Here is a 24,106-nt window from a genome sequence, read left to right as displayed (position 1 = left end):
TTTGTTTTGCCTTGAAAGACACTCGCGTGTTCTTTCAGGACCCAATAGTGTGTCGGTATATCACCACGGCCGAAGACATTGCTTCCACCTAGTGCGATGAGTTTGTCAGTGTTCCACCCATGAGCGTCCGCAGACCTACGAATGAGATCTAAACGGTCTCTGACACAACCTCATCCACCTGTGTGGAGAGTTTGTGTAGATGTGCTCCTTAGAAAGGAGGTGATCCAGCCGCACCTTCCGGTACGGCTACCTTGTTACGACTTCGTCCCAATCGCCGATCCCACCTTCGACGGCTCCCTCCACAAGGGTTAGGCCACCGGCTTCGGGTGTTACCGACTTTCATGACGTGACGGGCGGTGTGTACAAGGCCCGGGAACGTATTCACCGCAGCGTTGCTGATCTGCGATTACTAGCGACTCCAACTTCACGGGGTCGAGTTGCAGACCCCGATCCGAACTGAGACCGGCTTTAAGGGATTCGCTCCACCTCGCGGTATCGCAGCCCTCTGTACCGGCCATTGTAGCATGTGTGAAGCCCTGGACATAAGGGGCATGATGACTTGACGTCGTCCCCACCTTCCTCCGAGTTGACCCCGGCAGTCTCTCACGAGTCCCCGCCATTACGCGCTGGCAACATAAGATAAGGGTTGCGCTCGTTGCGGGACTTAACCCAACATCTCACGACACGAGCTGACGACAGCCATGCACCACCTGTACACCGACCACAAGGGGGCCTACATCTCTGCAGGTTTCCGGTGTATGTCAAACCCAGGTAAGGTTCTTCGCGTTGCATCGAATTAATCCACATGCTCCGCCGCTTGTGCGGGCCCCCGTCAATTCCTTTGAGTTTTAGCCTTGCGGCCGTACTCCCCAGGCGGGGTACTTAATGCGTTAGCTACGGCACGGATCCCGTGGAAGGAAACCCACACCTAGTACCCACCGTTTACGGCATGGACTACCAGGGTATCTAATCCTGTTTGCTACCCATGCTTTCGCTTCTCAGCGTCAGTTACTTCCCAGAGACCCGCCTTCGCCACCGGTGTTCCTCCTGATATCTGCGCATTTCACCGCTACACCAGGAATTCCAGTCTCCCCTGAAGTACTCTAGTCTGCCCGTATCCCCTGCAAGCTTAAGGTTGAGCCCCAAGTTTTCACAGAAGACGCGACAGACCGCCTACAAGCTCTTTACGCCCAGTAATTCCGGACAACGCTCGCACCCTACGTATTACCGCGGCTGCTGGCACGTAGTTGGCCGGTGCTTCTTCTACAGGTACCGTCACTTACGCTTCGTCCCTGTCGAAAGGGGTTTACAACCCGAAGGCCGTCATCCCCCACGCGGCGTCGCTGCATCAGGCTTTCGCCCATTGTGCAATATTCCCCACTGCTGCCTCCCGTAGGAGTCTGGGCCGTGTCTCAGTCCCAGTGTGGCCGGTCACCCTCTCAGGTCGGCTACCCGTCGTCGCCTTGGTAGGCCGTTACCCCACCAACAAGCTGATAGGCCGCGGGCCCATCCTGTACCGATAAATCTTTCCACCACCGACCATGCGATCGGTGGTCATATCCGGTATTAGACCCAGTTTCCCAGGCTTATCCCGAAGTACAGGGCAGATCACCCACGTGTTACTCACCCGTTCGCCGCTCGTGTACCCCGAAGGGCCTTACCGCTCGACTTGCATGTGTTAAGCACGCCGCCAGCGTTCGTCCTGAGCCAGGATCAAACTCTCCGTTGAAGACTCTTAACTCATGTCCGAAGACACAAATCAGAAATATCTAACTAGAGTCCGAAAACCTAGCAAAGCCAAACACCAGCAAAAAAGATTCGCTGTTGTTTTCAATGTCCAACTCTCATGACCGGGGGGTACATGAGAAGTTGGCACCAATAATAATTATTGGCACTGACATTCATCGACACACTATTGAGTTCTCAAAGAACACACGCACACACTTCTACCCACGACTTCTCGGAGGGGTTTCGGTGAGGCAAGGGTTCGTACTTTAGCTCAGAAGGCTCATCGGAAGCAAGTCCCGAAGAGGTAACCCTGAACACATGATCAGTCAGGCGCTCAACGTCCTACCTCGTGTCCGAGCCAGTGGCTCAGTCGGCGTCCGTGTCGCTCTGACTCGAATAAAGTTACGCACCGACCAACACGAAGTCAAATCGGGTGGTCAAGGGCGGTTTCCAGACAGCAGGCCGGTGGTGAACCAGCTCGCCGCGGCCGCTGTGAAGCGATGGCGGTCCCACTGTCCCGCACCTTCGGGGATCATGCCGACCAGCGGAGTCTCGGTGACTCGCGGAAGGTCATCGCGATTGCATCGCGAGGCGAGGTCGGGGTCGGCCGGCCAAGAGCCGATCACCAAACCCGCGCACGCAACGCCGGCCGCGGCGAGCGTGCGGGTGGTGAGTTCACTGTGGTTGAGGGTGCCGAGGCCGGCGGCGGCGACAACAACCACCGGGGCTCCGAGCTTCTGGGCGAGGTCGAGCAGGGTGAACTCCCCCATCCGCACCAGCAGCCCGCCCGCACCCTCGACCAGCACCAGGTCTGCGCCGGCGAGCGAATCGACGGCGGCGACGGTGTCGCTCAGAGTCAGTAGCGGCATGGCCGCGCGGCGGGCGGCGGTGTCGGGAGCGAGCGGTTCCGGGTAGCGGGCGAGCTCGAGGGTGCGGGTCACCCCGGTCAGGCGGGTGATTTCGGCGAGGTCGCCCGGTTCGCCGGGGGCGATGCCGGTCTGGGCTGGTTTGCAGACCGCGACGGTGCGGCCCGCGGCCTGCGCGGCGGCGGCGAGTGCCGCGGTGACGACGGTTTTGCCGACGTCGGTCGAGGTGCCGCTGATCAGCAGGACAGTCATGCCGTCACCGCTTCCTTGCCGCGGGCGGACGCGAGGACGTCACCGAGGACCTCAGCGATCGTCTCGAGTTCAGCGGAGGTGAGGTCGGCGCGGGCGGTGAGGCGCAGCCGTGAGGTGCCTTCGGGGACCGAGGGCGGGCGGAAGCAGCCGACATCGAGGCCGCGGGCGCGGCATGCCTGCGCGGCATCGAACGCGACTTGGGCTTCGCCGAGGACGACGGAGACAACCGCGGAATCAGGATCGGCGACGCCGGCGATCCGGGCGATGTCGGCGGCGCGGTCGAGAACGCGGGTGGCCATCGACGGGTCGCGGCGCAAAAGCGCGAGGGCGGCGCGGGCCGCACCGACCGCGGCGGGCGCAAGGCCGGTGTCGAAGATGAAGGTGCGCGCGGCATCGATGAGGTGGGCGCGGATTCTGGCGTCCGCCAGGACCGCTCCGCCCTGGGCCGCGAATGCCTTCGACAGGGTCGCGGTGATCACCAGGTCCGGCTCGCCGGCCAAGCCCGACTCGTGGACGAGTCCGCGCCCGCCCTCGCCACGCACACCGAGACCATGGGCTTCGTCGACGATCAGGATGGCGCCGTTCGCCCTGGTGACGCGATGCAGGTCGGCCAGCGGTGCGAGGTCGCCGTCGGCGCTGAAGACCGAATCGGTGAGGACCAGCGCGCGTTCCTCGGCGCGCTCGGCGAGCAGTCGTTCGATCGCGGCGACATCGCGGTGCGGTGCGATCGCGACTCTCGCGCGGGAGAGCCTGCACGCGTCGACCAGCGAGGCGTGCGAGCCCGCATCGGAGACGACCAGGGTGCCGCGTCCGGCCAGCGCGGTGACCACGCCCAGGTTGGCGGCGTACCCGGTGGCGAAGACCAATCCTGTTTCGGCGCCGACGAATTCGGCCAGTTCGAGTTCGAGTAGCGCGTGCTCGGTGGTCGTTCCGGTGACCAAGCGCGAGCCCGTGGAGCCTGCTCCCCAGCGACGCACCGCCGCGATCGCGCCTTCGACGACCTCGGGGTGCCGGTGTAGGCCCAAGTAGTCATTGGAGGCGAGGTCGATAGCGGACGACTCGGCGACGCGCTCGCGCAAATGCCGACGTAGCCCGGCGTCGACCCGTTCGGCCGCACGCTCGTCCAACCAGCTCAACGGATCCGTACTCACAGTTGAACAGCATACTTGAACACCGTTCAGGACGGTCGGGCTCATGCGACCGAGGCCTTCACCGCCGCGCGCACGGCCTCGGTGACAGTGGCGATGTCGGCGGTGGTGCTGATGAACGGGGGCATCGTGTAGACGAGATTGCGGAACGGGCGGAGCCAGGCGCCCGCGTCGACCGCCGCATCGGTTGCCGCGCGCATATCGACAGGTTCATCGAGTTCCACGACACCGATCGCGCCGAGGACGCGGACCTCGGCGACGCCGGGGAGCTCGGCGAGCGGCGCGAGGCCTGCCCGTAGTTCGGACTCGATCCGGGCTACTTCGCCGCGCCAGTCCCGTGAGCGCAGCAACTCGATCGAGGCGACCGCCACGGCACAGGCCAGGGGGTTGCCCATGAAGGTCGGTCCGTGCATCAGCCCGCCGTGCGCCGCGCTGATCGCCTCGGCGATCCGTGTGGTGCACAGCGCCGCGGCCAGGGTGAGATAGCCGCCGGTCAGCGCCTTGCCGACGCACATCACGTCCGGCGCGACGCCAGCGTGATCGGCGGCGAACAGCTCGCCGGTGCGGCCGAATCCGGTGGCGATCTCGTCGAAGACGAGCAGGACGTCGTTGTCGTCGCAGATCCGGCGCAGTTCGGTGAGGTAGCGCGGGTCGTGCCAGCGCATGCCGCCCGCGCCCTGCACGACCGGTTCGACGATCACCGCGGCCAGTTCGTCGCGATGGGTGGCGACCGCGCGTTCGAGTTCGGCGACGTAGCCGGGCTCGAAGTCGCGCGGCGGCGCGGGGACGAAGACCTGCTCGGTGAGAACGTCGGTCCACAGCGAGTGCATGCCGCCGTCCGGGTCGCAAACGCTCATGGGTGTGAAGGTGTCGCCGTGGTATCCCCCACGCCAGGTGAGCAGCCGGTTCTTCGCCGGGCGACCGAGGCTGCGCCAGTACTGCAGGCACATCTTCGTCGCGACCTCGACCGAGACCGAGCCGGAGTCACAGAGGAAGACCTTGTCGAGGCCGGCGGGCGTGAGCTCGACCAGCAATTGGGTCAGGCGGGTGGCCGGCTCGTGGGTGAGGCCGCCGAACATCACGTGACTCATGCGCTGCGATTGCGCGAACAGGGCAGCGTCGAGAACGGGGTGGCAGTAGCCGTGGACCGCGGCCCACCACGAGCTCATCCCGTCGACGAGTTCGCGACCGTCGGCGAGGGTGAGGCGCGTTCCGGCCGCACTCGCCACGACCAGCGGCTCGGTGGTCGCGGGGAATCCGCCGTAGGGATGCCACACGTGTTCGGCATCGAGGGCGGTGATCTGCTCGGGGCTCAGGTTCACAGGTTTCCTCGTCGTCGCCCGGTGCTGCCGAGACGACAGCCTTGAACGCTGTTCAAGTTATCACTTGCCGTCGTCGGGAGATCAGGTGTCCGCGTGATTCGCGATCGCGGCGGGCATCCGAGCGAGTGCGTCCCTGACCACGGCGAGCGAGTGCGCGCCGAGTTCGGCGGCGATCGCCTGCTCGATCCGCTGGATGTGCTGCCCGGCCAGCGCCACCGCCCCGTGCCCCGCCGCCGTGAGGACGATCAGCCGCGCGCGCCGGTCGGCGGGGTCGGGTGCGCGCTCCACGTATCCGTTCTTTTCCAGGTGCGTGACCAACTCCCCCATCGACTGCTGGGTCATCCCGGCGGCCTCGGCCAGCGCGGTCACCCGGGATCCGCCCGGCGCCAGGTACCGGAATACCGCGTAGTGCGCGGGGCGCAGGTCGGCTCCGAGCCCCGCGCGCAGCTCGGGGTTCAGCGCACGCTCGTAGGCGTCGGCCGCCTGGACCAGCAGTTTCAGCAATGAGGAGCGTTCAGCCATTGACATAATAGGAAGGTTACCTTTATATCTGGGTGATGGCTGACATCGGTTCCGTCCTCACCTTCCGCAACGGGCACAGGGTCACGCTCGTCGAACGCGGCGCCGACGCACAGGGCGCCTACCTGCGCCTCGAACACGTGCTGCCGCACATCGGCCGGGAGGCGGGCCCGCACTGGCATCCCGAGATCAGCGAGACCTGGACCATCCGCACCGGTCAGGTGCGGTTTCGGATCGGCGGAGCGGAGATCGTCGCACAGCCGGGCGATACGGTGACCGCTCCTGCGCGCGTCGTGCACGAGTTCTGGAACGAAGCCGAGGACACCGTGCTGGACCATGTGATCCGTCCGCCGCTGCAACACTGGGAGATGTTCGCGTTCTGGAGCGGCCTCGACAACGCGAACAAGACGACCACGAGCAAGCTCCCCCGCAATCCGCTCGCCCTCGGTCTGCTGTGGGAGTACCAGGACGGCTATCTCGCCGGTCCGCCCGCTTTCCTGCAGCGGCTGATCTTCGGCGGATTGGCCGGGCTCGCGCGGCGCACGGGCTACGCCCGGCGGTTGCTCGCGACCACATCGGCCTGAGTGGCGGTCAGCGAGCGGACGGTCACATCGTGCGCGGTGGGGCCCGCAGGTCCATTACTGTCGTAGCATGTCGAGCCCGAACGACCGACCCGAGGTGTGGCCGGGCACCGCGTATCCACTGGGCGCGACCTACGACGGCGGCGGCACGAATTTCTCGGTGTTCTCCGAAGTCGCCACGAAGGTGGAGCTCTGCCTGATCGCCAAGGACGGCTCTGAGACCCGCGTCGACCTCGATGAAGTCGACGGTTATGTCCGGCACGCCTATCTCCCGTCCGTCACGCCGGGTCAGCGCTACGGCTTTCGTATCCACGGCCCGTACGATCCGGAGCTCGGATTGCGGTGCGACCCCAGCAAACTGCTGCTCGACCCGTACGGGAAGGCGTTCGACGGGGAGTTCGTCAACGATCCCTCGCTCTACACCTACGGGCTGGACTCGCTGGGCCACACGATGACCGGGGTGGTGATCAACCCGTTCTTCGACTGGGGTCCCGACCGGCCGCCGAACCGGCCCTATCACGAGACGGTGATCTACGAGGCGCACGTCAAGGGCCTGACGATGACGCACCCGGACATCCCGGAAGATCTGCGTGGCACCTATGCGGGCCTGGCGCATCCGGCCGTCATCGGGCATCTGAAGTCGCTGGGCGTCACCGCGATCGAGCTCATGCCGGTGCACCAGTTCTTCCACGACCACGTGCTCACCGATCAGGGACTGCGAAACTACTGGGGCTACAACAGCATCGGCTATCTCGCGCCGCACAACCAGTATTCGGCGCGGCCACGGGGTGACGGCGCGGTCGCGGAGTTCAAGGCGATGGTGCGCGCGATGCACGCCGAGGGCATCGAGGTGATTCTCGATGTCGTCTACAACCACACCGGCGAGGGCAACCACAACGGACCGACACTGAGCTTGCGCGGCATCGACAACGCCGCCTACTACCGGCTCGAAGAGGACGACCCCGAGCACTACAAGGACTACACCGGCACCGGCAACAGCCTCAATGTCCGCCATCCGCACACCCTGCAGCTGATCATGGACTCGCTGCGGTACTGGATTCTGGACATGCACGTCGACGGGTTCCGCTTCGACCTCGCCGCCACGCTGGCACGCGAATTGCATGATGTGGACCGGCTTTCCGCGTTCTTCGACCTCGTCCACCAGGATCCGGTGGTGAGTCAGGTCAAGCTCATCGCCGAACCGTGGGACGTCGGCGAGGGCGGCTACCAGGTCGGCAACTTCCCCAGCCTGTGGACCGAGTGGAACGGCAAATACCGCGACACCGTGCGTGACTACTGGCGTGGGGAGCCTGCGACGCTGGGCGAGTTCGCCTCCCGGCTCACCGGATCGTCGGATCTGTACGAGTCGACGGGCCGGCGGCCGGGCGCCAGCATCAACTTCGTCACCGCGCACGACGGGTTCACGCTGCGAGATCTGGTGTCCTACAACGAGAAACACAACGATGCCAACGGTGAGGGCAATCGGGACGGCGAGAGCCACAACCGGTCGTGGAACTGTGGTGTCGAAGGCGAGACCGACGATCCGCGGGTTCTCGCGCTGCGTGCGCGTCAGCAGCGCAATCTGCTGGCCACGCTGATCCTGAGTCAGGGCACGCCGATGCTCGCCCACGGTGACGAGATCGGGCGCACTCAGCTCGGCAACAACAATGTGTACTGCCAGGATTCGCCGCTGGCGTGGATGGACTGGTCGCTGGCCGAGTCGAACGCCGACCTGCTCGAATTCACCCGGACGGTGATCGCCTTGCGCACCGAACATCCGATCTTCCGGCGCCGCCGTTTCCTGGCCGCCGGTCCGAGCGACGACAACGGCCATCGGCGCGAGATCGCCTGGTTCGCGCCCGCGGGCACCGAGATGACCAACGACGACTGGGACAGCGGCTTCGGCAAGTCACTGGCCGTGCTGCTCGACGGCGACGGGATCGCCGAACCTGGTCCGCGAGGTGAGCGCATCAGCGACGACTCGTTCCTGCTGTGCTTCAATGCGCACGACGAAGCGATCGATTTCGTGCTGCCGGGCCCGGAGTTCGGTGCGCGATGGTCGCTCGCCCTGGATTGTTCGACCCCCACCGGCGCGGCCGACGCGGTACACACGGCCGCGGCGACGCTGCCGGTGGCCAGCCGCTGCCTGCTCGTATTGCGCCGAACCGCCTAGCCGCCGAGCGAGACCATGACCGAGACCTATGTGACCGATCCCCAGACCATGCTCCATCGTGCGCCCGTGCGGGCAGGCACGGTGCGTAGCACCTACCGGTTGCAGTTGCGCCCCGACGCGCTCACCTTCGCCGATGCCCGCGCCATCGCCGAATACCTGCAGCAGCTCGGCATCTCGCACCTGTATCTGTCGCCGATCCTGACCGCGGCGCACGGGTCGACGCACGGGTACGACATCACCGATCCGACCTCGGTCTCCGCCGCCCTCGGCGGGCCGACGGGGCTCAAGGCACTGTCGGACGAAGTGCGCAGTCGCGGAATGGGATTGATCGTCGACATGGTGCCCAACCATGTGGGGGTCGCCGATCCGCGGCAGAATTCGTGGTGGTGGGATGTGCTGCGCAACGGCCAGAAGTCGCAGTACGCCAAGTACTTCGACATCGACTGGAGCTCGGGCAACGGCGCGGGCGGGCGGCTGGCGCTACCGGTCCTGCAGAACGAGAACGACCCGGCGGCGCTGACCGTCGACCGGTCCGGGCCGGAACCGATGCTGGCACTGCACGATCTGCGCTTCCCGATCGCGGCGGGCACCGACGGCGACAACGCGCTGCGCATCCACGACCGCCAGCACTACCGGCTCGTCAGCTGGAAGGCGGGGGTGTGCACGTATCGGCGGTTCTTCGCGGTGAGCAGTCTGGCCGCCCTCCGGCAGGAAGACCCTGAGGTGTTCGAGGCGACGCACCGGGAGCTGGCGGCCTGGTGCGAACACGATCTGATCGATGGTGTCCGGGTGGACCATCCGGACGGATTGTCTTATCCGAGTGCCTATCTCACCCGGCTACGCAGGCTGATCGGTCCGCAGCGGCTGTTGCTGATCGAGAAGATCCTCGCCAATCGCGAGCCGTTGGACGCGACGCTGCCGGTCGACGGAACCACCGGCTATGACGCGCTCGCCGATCTCGGTGGGGTGCTGATCGATCCCGCGGGCGAGACGACGCTGACCGAACTGTCCCAGCACGTCGCCGGACACGGGAGCGACCGGTCGTGGTTCGGCGAGACCGAGCATCGGATCAAACGGGCCGTCGCGGAAACCATTCTGGCGCCGGAGATCCGGCGATTGGTCGCCGCGATCAAACGCGACGGCAACGCGGGCAGTTTCGACACCCTCGCGGTGAGCAACGCGACCATCGAGGTGCTGGCTTTCATGCCGGTGTACCGGGTGGATTACGCGCCGCTGGCCGGGATGACGGCCGCCGTCGTGGCGGAGGTGGAGAAACGCAACGCCGAACTGACGGCGCCGCTGTCGGTGCTGGTGACCGCGCTGTCGGTGGGAGGTGAAGCGGCGACGAGGTTCTCGCAGGTGTGCGGGGCGATCACCGCCAAGTCGGTCGAGGACACGATGTTCTATCAGGGTGCGCGGTTGGTGTCGCTCCAGGAGGTGGGCGGCAATCCGGCGCGATTCGGGCACACCGTCAACGACTTCCACCTGTCCAACAGCGAACGCGCGCAGCGCTGGCCCGCGACCATGACCACGATCTCGACCCACGACACCAAGCGCGGTGAGGATGTGCGCGCCCGGATCGGGGTGCTGTCGCAGATGGCCGACGTCTGGTCGCAGCGGGTTCGTGGCTGGCTGGAAACCACCCCCGCGCCCGACGGGGCGACGGCATTGTTCTTGTTGCAGAACATGTTCGGGGTGTGGCCCGCCGACGGGCGACCTGCCTCGTCGGTGCCGGGCCTGCGGGATCGCCTGCACATGTTCGCGGAGAAGTCGATTCGCGAGGCCGGCACCAAGACATCGTGGGAAGAGCCCGACGCGGAGTTCGAATCGGCCGTGCACGGTTGGCTCGACGCGGTGATCGACGGTCCGGTCGGCACCGGCATCGGCGATCTGGCACATGAGCTCGCGCCGCACGCATGGTCGGACGCGGTGGCGCAGAAGCTCTTACAGCTGTGCGCGCCCGGGATTCCCGATATCTATCAGGGCACCGAGTTGTGGGAGGACTCCCTCGTCGACCCCGACAATCGGCGGCCGGTCAACTTCGCCACCCGGGTCGGGATGCTCCAATCGCTCACCGACACACCGACCCTGGATACCACCGGCGCGGCGAAGATGTGGGTGGTCGCGTACGCGTTGTGGTTGCGGCGGGAGCGGCCGGAGTGCTTCGTCGGCGGGATGTACCGACCGCTGTACGCCGTCGGCGAGCACGCGCATCGGTTCGTCGCCTACGGGCGAGGGCCCGCCGGTGAGGCGCCGGAGGTGATCGTGGCGGTGACCCGGCATTCGGTCGGGCTCGCGGCGACGGGCTGGCTCGACACCACGTTGCCACTGCCCCAGGGCAATTGGACTGATCGATTGACCGGCAACACCTTCTCGGGCAGCGCCAAGCTGGACAAACTCTTCGCCCGGCTGCCTGTCGCGCTGCTGGTGCGCTGACTGCTCGAAGCACGCGCCGGGCTGAGCGAGCACAAGCGAGGGACCGACGCAGGGTGCGTCGGTCCCTCGTGTCCAGCTCAGTGGCTGCGACGTAGGCCCAGATACTGCAGGGCCGCGAAACCGCCGACAGTCACCGACTGCATGACTGCCCACACCGCGCCCACTGTGGTGAGACCGAGCGCGCCGGTCGACAGCGCGACGAGACTGGCCACGACCCAGGCGGCGTTGCCGATCGCCACCGCCGATGCCGCGGCCCGGTTGACCGGCGCCGAGCGGCCGACGACCGCGACGGCGAGGCCGTAGGCGGTGAGGAAAGCGCCGATCACGATGCTGACGCCGGCATCGAGTCCCAGTAGCCGTTCCAGCGGATGCGCCAGTGCCAGATAGGCCAGGCCGTTGGCGGTGGTGACAACGGCGTCGAGACGAAGCGCCAGCAGCAGGCTCTCGCCGGAGGTGAACAACGCGGACAGGCGGGACGGGGCGGTGGCGGTCATGGCGGATTTCCTTGGCTGCGAAGGGGTCAGTTGGTGGCGGGGACCTGGTCGAGGAACCCGTAGACGCTGTCGATTCGGCCGTCGGTGAGGACGGCGACATCGAAGCCGATCACGACGGCGGGAGCGTCGGCCGGGCCGAGGCCCCAGGTGAAGCGGACCTGGTCGTGGTGGGCGTCGACGGGACCGGCCAGGGTGAAAGTCCAGTCGGGGAACTGGGCCTGGACGCCGGCGATGGCGGCCTCGAGTTCGGCGTGGCCGGTGACCGCGACCAGCGGGTCGACGTAGCGGGCGTCCGGGGTGAACAGGCGGGCGACGGCGGAGCGGCGGGCGGCGGGCTCGCGGGTGTTCCACGCTTCCAGGTACTGTGCGACGACGGTGTTCATCTCGACCTCCGAAATAGGCTTTGAGCTGGTGTTTCGCTGGTTGTTCCTGCGATGGGTACAACGTTATGGCGCGCGGGGGGTCGGTCGAATCAGTCGCCTATAGGTACTTTTCCCGTCGCGACTACGGGCGGTACCGGTACGGCGATACGGTGGAGCCCATGCTGCACGGACGCGATGCCGAACAGGCCAGGATCGACGACCTGATCAGCGCGGCGCGCGCAGGACGTAGCGGGGCCCTGGTGGTGCGCGGTGAGGCCGGGATCGGGAAGACCGCGCTACTGGATTACGCAGCAGCGCAAGGTGTTCCGACAGCGCGTAGCGCGGGGATCGAGTCCGAGGCCGAATTGCCCTTCGCGGCACTGCATCTGCTGGTCAGGCCGGGTATGGAGCTGGTGCGCCAACTGCCGTCGCGGCAGCGTGACGCGCTCGAGGCGGCGTTCGGGCTCGGCGAGGGCGCACCCGCCGATCGGATGCTGATCGGGCTGGCGGTGCTGACCCTGCTTGCCGAGGAGGCAGCGCAGGGACCGCTGCTGTGTGTGATCGACGACGCGCAGTGGCTCGACCAGGCCAGCGCGGAGGCACTGCTGTTCGCGGCGCGCAGGCTCGAGGCCGAGGGGGTGGTGATGCTGTTCGCGACGCGCTCGGGGCCGCAGGATTTTCCCGCTCCCGGGCTGCCCGAACTCGCACTGCCGGGCTTGCGGCCCGAGGCGTCGGCGGCACTACTCGATGCCGGTCCCATCCCGCTGAGTCCGGCCGTGCGGTATCGACTGCTCGCCGAGGCGGGCGGCAATCCGCTTGCCCTGCTGGAACTTCCGTCCGTGGTCGGCGACGGCAGTGTCGATGACGCGAATCCCCTGCCGTTGACGCAGCGGTTGCAGCTGGCCTTCCACGGCCGCGTCGCCCGCTTGCCCGCGGCCACCCGGACCGTACTGCTGGTCGCGGCGGTGGCCGGTGCCGCGGACCTGGCACCGATCCTGCGTGCCTCGGCCGGTCTCGGTGCGTCACTGCGGGATCTGCAACCCGCCCAGGACGCGGGCATGATCGGCACCGACGGTCAGGTGCTGACCTGGCACCACCCACTGATGCGGTCGGCGGTGTACCAAGGTGCCGCGCTCACCGACCGCCTCGCCGCCCATCGCGCCCTCGCCGACGCACTGAGCGGCGACGACGCCGCGGACTTGCGCGCATGGCATCTCGCCAGTGCCGCAACAGGTCCCGACGAGGACACCGCGACCGCACTCGAGCACACAGCCGACCGTGCCCGGCGCCGCCACGGCCTCCATGCCGCCGTGACCGCCTACGATCGCGCGGCCGCGCTGAGCATCGACACGAGCGCCCGCGTACGCAGACTCGTCCTCGCCGCCGAGTCCGCGACGGAGGCAGGCCTCACCGACCGCGCGGAGCGACTCGCCGAGCGAGCCGCGTCGCTGTCGAGCGAGGTCCGGGAGCCGGCACGCGAGACCCCCGACGGCCGAGCAACCGGCGGCGCGACCGGGCAGGCAGCGCGGCCTGGCGAACGAGAGCCTTTGAGTTCCGCGGGGGCAGTCGGCGGGCGTGGCGAGCAGGTCATCGCGGCCGAGGTAAGTGATGCCGAGTTCGAACTGCGGCTGGACCTGGTACGGGCGCAGGCCGAATTCGCGGGCGGCAAACCGGGTTCCGCGCATCGGCGGTTGATGTCGGCGGCCGTCGCGGTGCGCGAGTCGGATCCCCGTGGTGCGGCCCGGATTCTGACCAAGGCCGTACACACCGCGTGGTACCTCGGACCCGACGAGCTCGACGAGGTCGCCGATGTCCTGGCGACACTGCGGCTGGTGGACGAAGATCCCGCGACGCCGATCGCGCGGTATCTGACCGGGTCGGTGACGGGTCAGCGGGTCGCCGACCTGCGGGACGCGGCGGCCGCGGCCCGGGCGGGCGGAGCGGACAGTCCCGCCGACCTCGTGCAGTTGTGTGGCAGCGGCTTGGTCGTCGGGCAGGACGAGCAGGTCGAGGAGCTGGCCGGCGACTTGATCAGGGAATGCAGGGAGCAGGGGCGGATCGCCTTGCTGGCGCCGCTGTTGTTCTTCCGATCCGAGGGGTTGTTGTTCGGTGGGCGACCGAGGGAGAGCCGGATCGCGGCCGAGGAGGGGTTGCGGATCGCACAGGACATCGGACAGGTGCAATGGGTCAGTCAGATCCACGCGTATCTGGCGTATCTCGCCGCGCTACAAGGTGATTCGACACGGTGCCGCGACCACGCCGACCGTGCCGTAGCCGAGGAATTCGGTGGGGCGGGCGCGGTCGGTGCGTCGTGGGCGCATGCGGCCATGGCGCTGCTGGCGCTCGGGGAAGGCAGGCTGGAGCAGGCGCGGACCGAGCTCGCGCATATGACGGTCGAACCAGCTCGCCATCACGTCATAGGGCTGCGCACGCTGCCGGATCAGATCGAGGTGGCGGTCCGGCTCGGCGCGACCGAACACGCGACCGAGGCACTGGACCGGCTGACCACCTGGTCGCAGCGGGCCGGGCAGGAGTGGATCGCGGCGCTGGCGGCCCGCGGACGTGCGCTGCTGGCCGATGGATCGGACGCCGAGCAGCACTTCCAGTCCGCACTCACCGCGAACCGGCCGTTCGACGAAGCCCGCACCCGGCTGCTCTACGGCGAATGGCTGCGCCGCGACAAACGCAAGGTCGACGCGCGCACTCAGCTCGAGCAAGCGATGGCGCTGTTCGATCGGCTCGACGCGGCGCTGTGGAGCGAACGCGCCCGCACCGAGCTGGGCGCGCTCGGTGTCGGAACCGGTGCGCGCGCGAGCGGCGGCCCGCTGAACGTGCTCACTCCGCAGGAGTCACAAATCGTCCGGCTGGCGGCACAGGGCCTGTCGAACAGGGAGATCGCGGCCCGGCTGTTCCTGAGCCACCGCACAGTCGGCCATCACCTGTACAAGGCCTATCCGAAGCTGGGCGTGCTGTCGCGCGGTGAGCTGAGCGCGCTCGATCTGGACGAGTGATCCGCGGCGGGCAGACGATGAGCTCGGAAGCGCCGAATCAGCTGCGCGACGCGGTGCGGGTGGCGCCGATGGTCCAGCGGACGGCGGCGACCGCGGCCGCGGCCAGCACCGCGACCTGCGGCGACCCGACGATCAGGAGCAACAGCGCACCGACCACGAGCGCGCCGACGAGCGCCTCGAGCTTGTAGACCGGCCAAGCGCTACCCGCGATGTCGACGGTCGCGGATGCTGCCGGTGAGGTGAGCACTGCCATGCAGACCAGGATAGACGCACATCGAAGTTCGGGCCACCGAACTTATTCGAATCACCCCATCGGGAACATCACATACCGATGAATCGTTGTGCAGGTCATGCCACTCACAGGAGAGTACGCACCGAGCACTTCGGACTGGGCACGCGAACAGGCCGAGACCTACGAGAACTCCGGCGGCGCCGAGGGCACCTCGCTGCAAGGCAAGCCCGTCATCCTGCTCACCACCAAGGGCGCCAAGACCGGCAAGCTGCGCAAGACGCCGCTGATGCGCGTCGAGCACGAGGGTGAGTACGCCGTCGTGGCGTCGCTGGGCGGGGCGCCGAAGAACCCCGTCTGGTACTACAACATCAAGGCCGATCCGCATGTCGAACTGCGTGATGGCACCACCACCAAGGACTACACCGCGCGCGAGGTAGTCGGCGAGGAGCGGGCGCGGTGGTGGGAGCGCGCGGTCGCCGCGTGGCCCGACTACGACGAGTACACGAAGAAGACCGATCGCGTGATCCCGGTCTTCGTCCTCACCCCACGCTGAATCCGCAGGTCCGAGCCCACCCGCCGTGATCACCACGGCGGGTGGTTCCCATCGTCACGCGCGCGGGGCGCCTCGGTAGCATTGTGCGGGTGTCCCCCATCGCTGACGTCGCCGAAGTGTCCGTAACCCGTCCGCCGCTGTCCGCGGACGAGATCGACGCCGCCGCCAAGCGAATTTCCGACATCATCGAGCCGACACCGCTGCAGTACAGTGCGCGGCTGTCGGCGAGCACTGGGGCGCAGGTCTACCTCAAGCGCGAGGACCTCACCGCGGTCCGCTCCTACAAGCTGCGCGGCGCCTACAACCTGATGGTGCAGCTCACCGCCGCCGAGCGCGCGGCCGGTGTGGTGACTGCCAGCGCGGGCAACCACGCGCAGGGCGTGGCCTTCGCCTGTCAGGCGATGGGTGTGCGCGGGCGCATCTACGTGCCGACCACCACCCCCAAGCAGAAGCGTGACCGCATCCGCGTGCACGGCGGTGAGTTCGTCGAGCTGATCGCGGTCGGCGAGACCTATGACGCGGCCGCCGCGGCCGCCGCCGACGATGTCGCCCGCACCGGCGCCACCATGGTGCCGCCGTTCGATGACGCCCGCACCGCCGCGGGTCAGGGCACCATCGCCGCGGAATTCCTCGAGCAGCTCGGCACCGCACCCGACCTGGTGATCGTCCCGGTCGGTGGCGGCGGCTGCCTCGCCGGCATCGGCACCTACCTGCGCGAACGAGCACCGCAGAGCGGCCTGCTGGCGGTCGAGCCCGCGGGCGCTGCCTCGCTCACCGCCGCGCTGGTCGCCGGTGCGCCGGTGACGCTGCCCGAGATCGACCCGTTCGTCGACGGTGCGGCCGTGCGCCGCATCGGCGAACTGCCCTACCGGGCGGCGGCATCGTTCGGCGGCCGGATGGTCTCGCACGCTTCGCTGCCACTGCTCACCACGCCCGAATCCTCCTCCGGCACAGCGCCTTTCCGGGTGATGCTGGTCGACGAGGGCGCCATCTGCACCGCGATGCTCGACCTCTATCAGAGCGAAGGCATCATCGCCGAGCCCGCGGGCGCACTGGCCACCGCGGCGTTGGCCGAGATCGACATCGAACCGGGCAGCACGGTCGTGGTGCTGGTCTCGGGCGGTAACAACGACGTCTCGCGCTACGGCGAGATCATCGAACGCTCGCTCGTGCACCGCGGTCTCAAGCACTACTTCCTGGTCGATTTCCCCCAGGAACCCGGTGCGCTGCGCCGCTTCCTCGACGACGTCCTCGGCCCGGACGACGACATCACCATGTTCGAGTACGTCAAGCGCAACAACCGGGATACCGGGGCCGCGCTGGTCGGCATCGAACTCGGCGCCACCGACGACCTGGCCTCGCTCATGCACCGCATCGAGGAGTCCCCGATCCAGGCCGAACGCCTGGAACCGGGTTCCCCCGCCTACCGTTATCTGACGTAGGAGCGCCGCGCGGCGGTCACGCCGCCGCGCGGTCCTCGCGATGTCCGGACGCGCGACTCGCGCGCACGCTCGACACGACCAGCGGCAGCAGCCAGCCCATGGCGAGCTGGTCGTAGGGCAGCAGTATCTGGTCGAGACGGTTGTGGACGTAGGCCACCGAGAGTCCCGACTGCGGGTCGACCCAGCCGAACGAACCGCCGAGTCCGATGTGGCCGAAACCGTGCCGTGCGCCGGGGACGGGCAACGAGTGGTAGCCCAGGTGCCACATCATCGGAAGATAGAACAGCGCGTGGTCGAGCCGATACGTCTGGACCCGGCGGATCGCGGTGTGCGTGCTCGGCCGCAGATACGGCGTACCGTCGACGCTGACGCCGTCGGCCAGCGCGGCATACATCCTCGCCAGCCCGGCGGCGGTCGCGACACCGTTGCCCGCGGGCATCTCGGTGTTCAGGATCGTGGGGTCGTCACCGTCGAGAATGCCGTCGAGGCCGGGCACGAACAGGCACCGAGCCGCCGCACCGAGCGGTCCGGGCAGCCGGAACCCGACCTTGGCGAGGAAGCCCGCGGCGAGCGGGTGCGCGGCGAAGCTCATGTGCGCGCCGACCAGCCGGGCGTACTCGGTCGACGAGTCCGCGGCGGGACGCCCGAGGTGGATGCCATCGATACCGAGCGGATCGGTGACCTCGCTGCGGATCAGCTCGCTCATACTCCGGCCGGTCACGCCCCTGGCCAGGCCCGCGAGTAGCCAGCCGTAGGTCAGTGCGTGGTAGGTGGGGGTGCCGAGCATCCGGTCGGGAGTGGCCAGCGCGAGGCGATCCTCCATCAGTTCGTGATCGAGGGCTTCCGCGGCGGTGCCGGCGACCATGGACAGCGACGAGAGTCCGGCGCGGTGGGTGAGCACGTCGGCGACGGTGATCGAACCCTTCCCGTGCGCGGCGAAGCGCGGCCAGTACTCGGCGATCGGCGCCTGGTAGTCGATCAGCCCGCGATCGGCGAGCCGGTGGATGACGGTGGCGGTGACGCCCTTGGTCGCGGAGAACACGATCGCCCCGGTGTCCGCGGTCCACGGCCGATCACCCGCGCTACCGGCCCAGAAATGGGCGAGAGGTTCACCGTGGCGATAAACCGCGAGTGCCCCGCCCGCGTCGCGGCGATGGCCGATCAAGGTGGCGAAAGCGCGCACCAGCGGGCCGAATCCAGCCGGGGCGTAACCCCCGACACCGGCCGGGAGGGCAGTGCTTTCCTGCCCGTAAGCGTCGTTGCTCATCATCCGACTATACGGTGTTATGTCTATTCGGCAATGGCGCGTTTCGGACCTGTGGCCGACCCGTAGCCGGGCGAAATCACTCGGTGACCACCGTGCCCGCGCCGTCACCTTCCTCTAGCACGGCGAAACTGTGACCCGAAACAAGTGTTCCCGCACCACTTTCGGTGGCGGGCGACCAGGCGAGCAGCACGCGACCGTGCACCGGGATCACCACTTCGTCCTCGGCGAGGTTGCACACCACTGATATTCGGCCACGACGCAGGATGAACCAACGTTGTGCTTCGTCATAGTCGGCCCACACGCGTTCCAGCCATGGATCGGTGAACTCGGGCCGGGATTTACGCAAGGCCAGCAGGCCGCGATAGCAGGCGAGCAACCGGGCGTGCGGTTCGCGACCGACCTCGGTCCAGTCGAGCTTGGACCGGGCGAAGGTGGCCGGGTCCTGCGGGTCGGGCACCTCCTCGGTGGACCAGCCGTGCTCGGCGAATTCGGCGCGGCGCCCGCTGGCGGTAGCCGCGGCGACGACCGGGTCGGTGTGGGAGGTGAAGAATTGGAACGGGGTCCGCGCACCCCACTCCTCGCCCATGAACAGCATCGGGGTGCTCGCCGAGAGCAGCACCAGCGCCGCCTTCACCGCGAGCTGGCCGGGTGTGAGGTAGGCGCTGGGGCGATCACCGATCGCGCGATTGCCGATCTGATCGTGGTTACAGGTGTAACCGAGCAGCGCGCTGCCGGGGACGAGGTCGCGCCGCAGCGGAGCACCGTGGCTGCGGCCACGGAAGCTGGAATAGGTCGCGGCGTGGAAGAACCCGTGGGTGAGTGTCTGCGTGAGGCAGGCCAGTGAACCGAAATCGGCGTAGTAGCCCTGCCTTTCGCCGGAGACAGCCGTGTGGACGGCGTGGTGCAGGTCGTCGTTCCACTGGCCGGTGAGCCCGTAGCCGCCTGCCGCGCGTGGGGTGATCAGGCGAGGGTCGTTGAGGTCGCTCTCGGCGATCAAGCTGAGCGGTCGGCCCAGATGTGCTGCCAGTGCGGTGGTTTCGACGGTGAGCTCGTCGAGCAGGTGGGTGGCGGTGCGGTCGACCAGCGCGTGCACGGCGTCGATGCGCAGTGCGTCGACGTGGAATTCGCGGAGCCAGCGCAGGGCGTTGTCGATGATGTAGGCGCGGACCGCGTCCGAGCCGGGACCGTCGAGGTTGAGAGTCTGTCCCCAGGTGTTGCGGCCGGTGGTGAGATAGGGGCCGAAGCGTGGCAGATAGTTGCCGCAGGGGCCGAGATGGTTGTAGACCACGTCGAGGCAGACCGCGAGGCCGCGGGCGTGGCAGGCGTCGACGAAGCGTTGCAGGCCGTCGGGGCCGCCGTAGCTTTCCTGCACCGCGTACCATCCGACGCCGTCGTAGCCCCAGTTGTGGGCGCCGTCGAAGGCGTTGACCGGCATGAGTTCGACGGTGGTGACGCCGAGGGTGACGAGGTGGTCGAGGTGCTCGATCGCCGCGTCGAAGGTGCCGTCGGGGGTGAAAGTGCCGATGTGAAGCTCGTAGAAGACCGAGCCGGCAAGTGGTCTGCCTGTCCAGTTCTGGTCGGTCCAGGCTGTTTGGTCGAGGTCGTGAACGGCGGAGCTCGCGTGCACGCCGTCGGGTTGGCGGGCCGAGCGCGGGTCGGGCAGGACCGTCGGGTCGTCGTCGATGAGAAACCCGTATCGCGCCCCCTGACCTGCGTCGACACGCACCGACCAGTTGCCGCCGCCGTTTCTTCGCATCGGGTACTCGACCCCGTCCAGTCGCAGCCGCACCGCTCCCGCCGCCGGAGCCCACACCCGAAACTGCCTCATCGGCCCAGCATCGCATGCCCCGCGCCGGCATGCTCGATCAACGATTCACCGCGCGTGTGCGGCGACCCCGACCGGTCCGGCGCCGATGCACAGCGACTGCCGCTCGTCGAGGGACCTGATCCGCAAGGTGTCGCCACCACCGAGGAGCCGGACGTACACGGTGTTCAAGCCCGCGCGCACGTCGGCGATCGTCTCGGTCTCGCCCTCGAAGGACAGGGCGATCCGGCCGTCCCGTTCGGCGTTGTAGTTCACCTGGGCGGTCCAGTCGCGAATCTGCATCGGGCCGTCGAGTGGGAGCTTGGTGCCGGTGGTGCCGGGCACGCGGTACCCGCAGCGGGGTTCGGGGCCCTCGACGATGGCGCGGTTCCACCAGACCTGCGCGTCGACGATGGCGCCTTCGTCGGTGATCATCCGCAAGCGTGGGGTCGAGAGGGCGAAGGTGGTGGGGGTCGCGATCGGGGCGAAGACGCGGTCGGTCATGTTCTCGGGGAAAGCCAACGGGTTCAAGACATTCCACGGAACTTCTTGCGGCAGCAGCGGCGCGTCGGCGGCGCCGGGAAGAGCGGCACGCACGCCGGTGACGTAGGTACGGGCCGGGCTCGGCTCCCATGACCTGGTGAAGGTGATCGTCGAGTACACACTGCTCGCGAGGAACACGATGATCGCCGCGATACCCACTGTCCGCCGAGCCCGACCGTCGCGTCTCACCTCGACCGCGGCCGATCCACTGACGGTGCTCGAACTCGACCGGTGGCGGCGGGGCGCCAGCGCGATCAACGCGAGCGCGGCGGTGGCGATGACGGCGAAATCGGCGAAATAGCGCACCGACTGCAGGAGCAGACCCGCGGTACTCGGCCCGTCACGGAGGAGGACGACGGGGGCGATTGTCAGGACCGCGTATCCGGCGGCGCACACCCAGATCGCGGCGACTCGGCAGCGGGTGCGAATCGTCCACGCCGCGAACAGAATCAGTGACAGCCAGCTCAGCGCGACCAGCAAGCTCGGCGAATCCGCCCACGGGGTGGCGGGTTGCCAGCGTTCCCAGTGCCATGGGCCGCCGAACAGCGCGGGCACCAATCCGTCGGACAGCGCGCGGCTCCACAGGGCGCCGGGATGTTCGGGTGCCGAGAGTCCCCTCGGACGTTGGATGACAAGCAGAAAACACGCCGACCACGCCAGCAGCACCGCACCGGCCGCCGTCCACAGCGCGCCCCCACGCCGAGCGGCCGACCGCACAGATCCCCCCGTCACGTGGGCGGCCAGCACCGCCACCGCGAAAGCCACCGGCAGCACGACCACCGATTTCTCGAAGAACAGCAACGCCACCGCGAACACCGCCGCGCCCGACACCGCGTACCTGCGCTGCCCGGTGCGCACCAACCGCACCGCGTCCGCGCTCACCCACGCCAGCGCGATCTGCAACGGCAGCGCGTTCACCGCCGCCGACCACCAGGCGAACGCGGGCACCGTCAACGGGACGAACAGGTAGAACGCCAGGGGTCCGAGCATGCGGGCGCGAAGCCCGAGCAGCACGATCAACAGTCGCAGCACCGCCAGCGAAACGAGCAGTTGCAATCCGGTCAGCACCACGACGGCGACTGCCCAATTCAACGGCGCCACCTCGGTGACCAGCCAGGTCAGCACGAACGCCAACGGCATCACGTGCCCGTCGTGACTGGTGAACAGCAATTCCGTCGACAACACCGGCTGACTGCTCACCCGGCCGATCAGCAGGAAATCGTCCCAGTAGAAGAATCCCGAGGCGGCCACCCAGCCGCGCAGGACCAGCTGCGCCAGGATCATCATCGCCGCGACGAGCAACACCGCGCGGCCGGACATCCGCCACGGCACCGGCCGCGATCGGTCCCGGGAGTGGGGCGGCGAGTCGAGCAGCGGCACTGACGTCACGCCTCTCGACGCTAGCTCCTGGTTCGCGGGGCGGCCATCACGACCCACCACAGGGGTGGCACCGATGGTCTGTGTTCGCCCACATGTTCATTTTGTACTGATCTGTTCAAAACGTGCTACGGTCGTCGAATGGCCCGACCCAAGGAATTCGACGAGCATCGCGCGGTGGACGCCGCCATGCGGGCGTTCTGGTCCGCCGGTTACGAGGCGACCTCCACCCAGGACCTCTGCGCCGCGACAGGTTTGGGCCGCAGCAGCATCTACAACACCTTCACCAGCAAACGCGACCTGTTCGATCGCGCACTGCGCCACTACATCACCACGAAGAACGCACCCCTGTTCGACATCCTCGACAGCGACGCACCGGCCAGGGAGCGGATCGGCACCATTCTGCGCCGGACCGCGCAGGCGCCCGACAGCGAACCCGCGGGCTGTCTCGTGGTCAACTCGATCGTCGAACTCGCCCCCCACGATGCCGCCGCACGGGCCACCCTGCGCGCCGACGAGGAGCGCCGCCTCGACGCACTCACCGCGACGATCGAAAGTGGCCAGCGCGCAGGCGAATTCGCGACCGACCGCGACGCGCGCGCCATCGCCCAGTTCCTGACCGCCACCATCAGCGGCATGCGCGTCGCGGCGCGCGGCGGGGCGGATCATGCCACCCTCACCGCGATCGCCGAAACCGCGATGCACTGCCTCTGAGATCCAGCGGCCCGACCCGACTTTCACCATGCCCCAGTTTTGAACCAATTGATCCAAAATAGAACGAAAGGTTGTCATGCCGACCGCTGTGTACATCCTGGGCCTGTCCATCTTCGCCCAGGGCACCTCCGAGCTGATGCTGGCCGGCCTCCTCCCGGAAATGGCCGCCGACCTTGGTGTCTCCATTCCCAGTGCGGGACTGCTCATCTCGGCCTTCGCGCTGGGCATGCTGGTCGGCGCGCCGCTGCTGGCCGTGGTGACCCTGCGCTGGCCGCGCCGTGACGCCCTGCTGGCCTTCCTCGCGATCTTCGTCGCCGCCCACGTCGTCGGCGCGCTGAGCGGCGACTACTGGGTGATCTTCGGGACCCGAGTGGTGAGCGCCTTCGTCTACGCGGGGTTCTGGGCGCTGGCGGCGGCGACCGCGGTGAGCCTGGTGGCGCCCCAGTTGCGCGGGCGGGCGATGAGCATCGTCGCGGGTGGGCTCACCATCGCCACGATCTTCGGGGTGCCCGCGGGCACGGTCATCGGCCAGAATCTGGGCTGGCGCGCGGCCTTCTGGGCGGTCGCCGTGCTGTCCGCGCTGACGATGATCGGTGTGTTCGCGAAGATTCCCGGCGGTCGACCCGCCACGGTCCCGGTGCTGCGCAGCGAACTGCGGGTGATGGCGAACCCGCGACTGTGGGTGTCCTATGGCGCCACCGCGCTGTCGACGGGTTCGGCGTTCGTCACCTTCGCCTACCTCGGCGCGATGCTGGCCGACACCACCGGCATCTCGGTGGCGTGGGTTCCCGCGGTGCTCGGCCTGTACGGCGTCGGCGGGTTGATCGGCATCACGATCGGCGGTCGATTCGCCGACGCGCACCCGTTCCGCACACTGTACGTGGGGGCCGTGGGAATGACGGTGGTCGCGGCCGCGATCGCCGTGACCGCGTACTCCCCCGCCCCGATGATCGTTCTCGTCCTACTGCTCGGCGCTTTCGGTTTCGCGACCAATCCGGCGTTGAACACTCGCGTCTTCACGCTGGCGGACGGGGCCCCGACGCTGGCCGCGGCGACCAACTACTCGGCGTTCAACGTCGGGATCACCGTCGGTCCGTGGCTGGGTGGACTGGCCATCGGCGCCGGGCTCGGCTTCACCTCGGTCGGCTGGATCGGCGCCGGACTCGGGCTGGCCATGCTCGTCACCGTCGCCCTGTCCCACCGGCTGGAACGTCGGCCCCGAACGGCCGCTGCTACCTCCGAGCCGCGTGTACCCGCGTTGATCCACCCGTAGTTCGTTTCC

The 24,106-nt window shown here is 67.8% G+C and carries 18 protein-coding genes and 1 rRNA gene; 8 read left to right on the top strand and 11 right to left on the bottom strand.

Features of this window, described 5'->3' with window-relative positions:
• Positions 1-212: 212 nt before the first annotated feature.
• The 5 genes from ACWZHB_RS04985 to ACWZHB_RS04965 form a co-directional block, all read right to left on the bottom strand.
• Positions 213-1,729: ribosomal RNA gene (locus ACWZHB_RS04985) — 16S ribosomal RNA — on the bottom strand.
• Between the two features lie 436 nt (positions 1,730-2,165).
• Positions 2,166-2,846 (bottom strand): dethiobiotin synthase, encoded by a 681-nt coding sequence (bioD, locus tag ACWZHB_RS04980; protein WP_427906745.1) that lies wholly within the window; start codon positions 2,844-2,846, stop codon positions 2,166-2,168.
• A complete protein-coding gene (locus ACWZHB_RS04975) occupies positions 2,843-4,042 on the bottom strand; it encodes an 8-amino-7-oxononanoate synthase (RefSeq protein ID WP_427906744.1) in 1,200 nt (399 codons plus the stop codon). Before ACWZHB_RS04975 ends, bioD begins: the two co-directional genes overlap by 4 nt.
• Complete coding sequence (locus tag ACWZHB_RS04970) at positions 4,039-5,316, bottom strand: adenosylmethionine--8-amino-7-oxononanoate transaminase (protein ID WP_427906743.1); 1,278 nt, start codon at positions 5,314-5,316, stop codon at positions 4,039-4,041. Before ACWZHB_RS04970 ends, ACWZHB_RS04975 begins: the two co-directional genes overlap by 4 nt.
• 81 nt (positions 5,317-5,397) lie before the next feature.
• Positions 5,398-5,838, bottom strand: coding sequence for a MarR family winged helix-turn-helix transcriptional regulator (locus ACWZHB_RS04965; protein ID WP_427906742.1), 441 nt, complete (start codon positions 5,836-5,838; stop codon positions 5,398-5,400).
• A 35-nt stretch (positions 5,839-5,873) separates the two neighbouring features.
• Between ACWZHB_RS04965 and ACWZHB_RS04960 the strand changes: the two genes are divergently transcribed.
• The 3 genes from ACWZHB_RS04960 (at position 5,874) to treY (ending at position 11,025) form a co-directional block, all read left to right on the top strand.
• Positions 5,874-6,419, top strand: coding sequence for a cupin domain-containing protein (locus ACWZHB_RS04960; protein WP_427906741.1), 546 nt, complete (start codon positions 5,874-5,876; stop codon positions 6,417-6,419).
• A 67-nt stretch (positions 6,420-6,486) separates the two neighbouring features.
• The gene (gene glgX, locus ACWZHB_RS04955) at positions 6,487-8,589 is read left to right on the top strand and encodes a glycogen debranching protein GlgX (RefSeq protein ID WP_427906740.1); all 2,103 of its coding nucleotides are present in this window, start codon (positions 6,487-6,489) and stop codon (positions 8,587-8,589) included.
• A gap of 48 nt (positions 8,590-8,637) precedes the next feature.
• Entirely contained in the window at positions 8,638-11,025 is a 2,388-nt protein-coding gene (treY, locus tag ACWZHB_RS04950) for a malto-oligosyltrehalose synthase (RefSeq protein ID WP_427909085.1), read from the top strand.
• Between the two features lie 77 nt (positions 11,026-11,102).
• Here the strand turns inward: treY and ACWZHB_RS04945 are convergent, their stop codons facing one another.
• Complete coding sequence (locus ACWZHB_RS04945; RefSeq protein WP_427906739.1) at positions 11,103-11,519, bottom strand: hypothetical protein; 417 nt, start codon at positions 11,517-11,519, stop codon at positions 11,103-11,105.
• 26 nt (positions 11,520-11,545) lie between these two features.
• Positions 11,546-11,902 carry a nuclear transport factor 2 family protein gene (locus tag ACWZHB_RS04940; protein ID WP_266299647.1) on the bottom strand — a complete coding sequence of 119 codons (357 nt, stop codon included), beginning with the start codon at positions 11,900-11,902 and terminating at the stop codon, positions 11,546-11,548.
• 158 nt (positions 11,903-12,060) lie between these two features.
• Between ACWZHB_RS04940 and ACWZHB_RS04935 the strand changes: the two genes are divergently transcribed.
• Entirely contained in the window at positions 12,061-14,892 is a 2,832-nt protein-coding gene (locus ACWZHB_RS04935) for a helix-turn-helix transcriptional regulator (RefSeq protein ID WP_427906738.1), read from the top strand.
• Positions 14,893-14,929: 37 nt separating this feature from the next.
• Here ACWZHB_RS04935 and ACWZHB_RS04930 read toward each other — a convergent pair whose 3' ends face one another.
• Positions 14,930-15,145 carry a hypothetical protein gene (locus ACWZHB_RS04930; protein WP_427906737.1) on the bottom strand — a complete coding sequence of 72 codons (216 nt, stop codon included), beginning with the start codon at positions 15,143-15,145 and terminating at the stop codon, positions 14,930-14,932.
• Positions 15,146-15,242: 97 nt separating this feature from the next.
• Here ACWZHB_RS04930 and ACWZHB_RS04925 point away from each other — a divergent pair, with 97 nt between their 5' ends.
• Together ACWZHB_RS04925 and ilvA are read left to right on the top strand one after the other, a co-directional pair.
• Complete coding sequence (locus tag ACWZHB_RS04925; RefSeq protein ID WP_427906736.1) at positions 15,243-15,677, top strand: nitroreductase family deazaflavin-dependent oxidoreductase; 435 nt, start codon at positions 15,243-15,245, stop codon at positions 15,675-15,677.
• 89 nt (positions 15,678-15,766) lie between these two features.
• Positions 15,767-17,119 (top strand): threonine ammonia-lyase IlvA, encoded by a 1,353-nt coding sequence (gene ilvA, locus ACWZHB_RS04920; protein WP_427906735.1) that lies wholly within the window; start codon positions 15,767-15,769, stop codon positions 17,117-17,119.
• Positions 17,120-17,135: 16 nt separating this feature from the next.
• Here the strand turns inward: ilvA and ACWZHB_RS04915 are convergent, their stop codons facing one another.
• From ACWZHB_RS04915 to ACWZHB_RS04905, 3 genes are all read right to left on the bottom strand, one after another.
• Positions 17,136-18,386: a serine hydrolase domain-containing protein gene (locus tag ACWZHB_RS04915; protein WP_427906734.1), complete on the bottom strand. Its 1,251-nt coding sequence runs from the start codon at positions 18,384-18,386 to the stop codon at positions 17,136-17,138.
• Positions 18,387-18,462: 76 nt separating this feature from the next.
• Entirely contained in the window at positions 18,463-20,214 is a 1,752-nt protein-coding gene (gene treZ, locus ACWZHB_RS04910) for a malto-oligosyltrehalose trehalohydrolase (RefSeq protein WP_427906733.1), read from the bottom strand.
• A 45-nt stretch (positions 20,215-20,259) separates the two neighbouring features.
• On the bottom strand, positions 20,260-22,122 hold the full coding sequence (locus tag ACWZHB_RS04905; RefSeq protein ID WP_427906732.1) for a hypothetical protein: 1,863 nt from the start codon (positions 22,120-22,122) through the stop codon (positions 20,260-20,262).
• A 129-nt stretch (positions 22,123-22,251) separates the two neighbouring features.
• Between ACWZHB_RS04905 and ACWZHB_RS04900 the strand changes: the two genes are divergently transcribed.
• Both ACWZHB_RS04900 and ACWZHB_RS04895 read left to right on the top strand, forming a co-directional pair.
• A complete protein-coding gene (locus tag ACWZHB_RS04900; protein WP_427906731.1) occupies positions 22,252-22,824 on the top strand; it encodes a TetR/AcrR family transcriptional regulator in 573 nt (190 codons plus the stop codon).
• A gap of 76 nt (positions 22,825-22,900) precedes the next feature.
• Positions 22,901-24,097, top strand: coding sequence for a Cmx/CmrA family chloramphenicol efflux MFS transporter (locus tag ACWZHB_RS04895; protein ID WP_427906730.1), 1,197 nt, complete (start codon positions 22,901-22,903; stop codon positions 24,095-24,097).
• The last annotated feature ends 9 nt before the right edge of the window (positions 24,098-24,106 follow it).

It is taken from the genome of Nocardia sp. FBN12, assembly GCF_054031145.1.
Note: the sequence above shows the minus strand (reverse complement) of the source record. Positions and strands in the feature narration are given on the sequence as shown.

Coding starts and splice junctions, on each gene's coding strand:
- ACWZHB_RS04945 (WP_427906739.1), bottom strand. CDS start 11,519: ATGACCGCCACCGCCCCGTCCCGCCTGTCCGCGTTGTTCACCTCCGGC.
- ACWZHB_RS04900 (WP_427906731.1), top strand. CDS start 22,252: ATGGCCCGACCCAAGGAATTCGACGAGCATCGCGCGGTGGACGCCGCC.
- ACWZHB_RS04915 (WP_427906734.1), bottom strand. CDS start 18,386: ATGAGCAACGACGCTTACGGGCAGGAAAGCACTGCCCTCCCGGCCGGT.
- ACWZHB_RS04935 (WP_427906738.1), top strand. CDS start 12,061: ATGCTGCACGGACGCGATGCCGAACAGGCCAGGATCGACGACCTGATC.
- ACWZHB_RS04975 (WP_427906744.1), bottom strand. CDS start 4,042: ATGAGCCCGACCGTCCTGAACGGTGTTCAAGTATGCTGTTCAACTGTG.
- treZ (WP_427906733.1), bottom strand. CDS start 20,214: ATGAGGCAGTTTCGGGTGTGGGCTCCGGCGGCGGGAGCGGTGCGGCTG.
- bioD (WP_427906745.1), bottom strand. CDS start 2,846: ATGACTGTCCTGCTGATCAGCGGCACCTCGACCGACGTCGGCAAAACC.
- treY (WP_427909085.1), top strand. CDS start 8,638: ATGCTCCATCGTGCGCCCGTGCGGGCAGGCACGGTGCGTAGCACCTAC.
- ACWZHB_RS04895 (WP_427906730.1), top strand. CDS start 22,901: ATGCCGACCGCTGTGTACATCCTGGGCCTGTCCATCTTCGCCCAGGGC.
- glgX (WP_427906740.1), top strand. CDS start 6,487: ATGTCGAGCCCGAACGACCGACCCGAGGTGTGGCCGGGCACCGCGTAT.
- ACWZHB_RS04960 (WP_427906741.1), top strand. CDS start 5,874: ATGGCTGACATCGGTTCCGTCCTCACCTTCCGCAACGGGCACAGGGTC.
- ACWZHB_RS04940 (WP_266299647.1), bottom strand. CDS start 11,902: ATGAACACCGTCGTCGCACAGTACCTGGAAGCGTGGAACACCCGCGAG.
- ACWZHB_RS04925 (WP_427906736.1), top strand. CDS start 15,243: ATGCCACTCACAGGAGAGTACGCACCGAGCACTTCGGACTGGGCACGC.
- ACWZHB_RS04965 (WP_427906742.1), bottom strand. CDS start 5,838: ATGGCTGAACGCTCCTCATTGCTGAAACTGCTGGTCCAGGCGGCCGAC.
- ACWZHB_RS04930 (WP_427906737.1), bottom strand. CDS start 15,145: ATGGCAGTGCTCACCTCACCGGCAGCATCCGCGACCGTCGACATCGCG.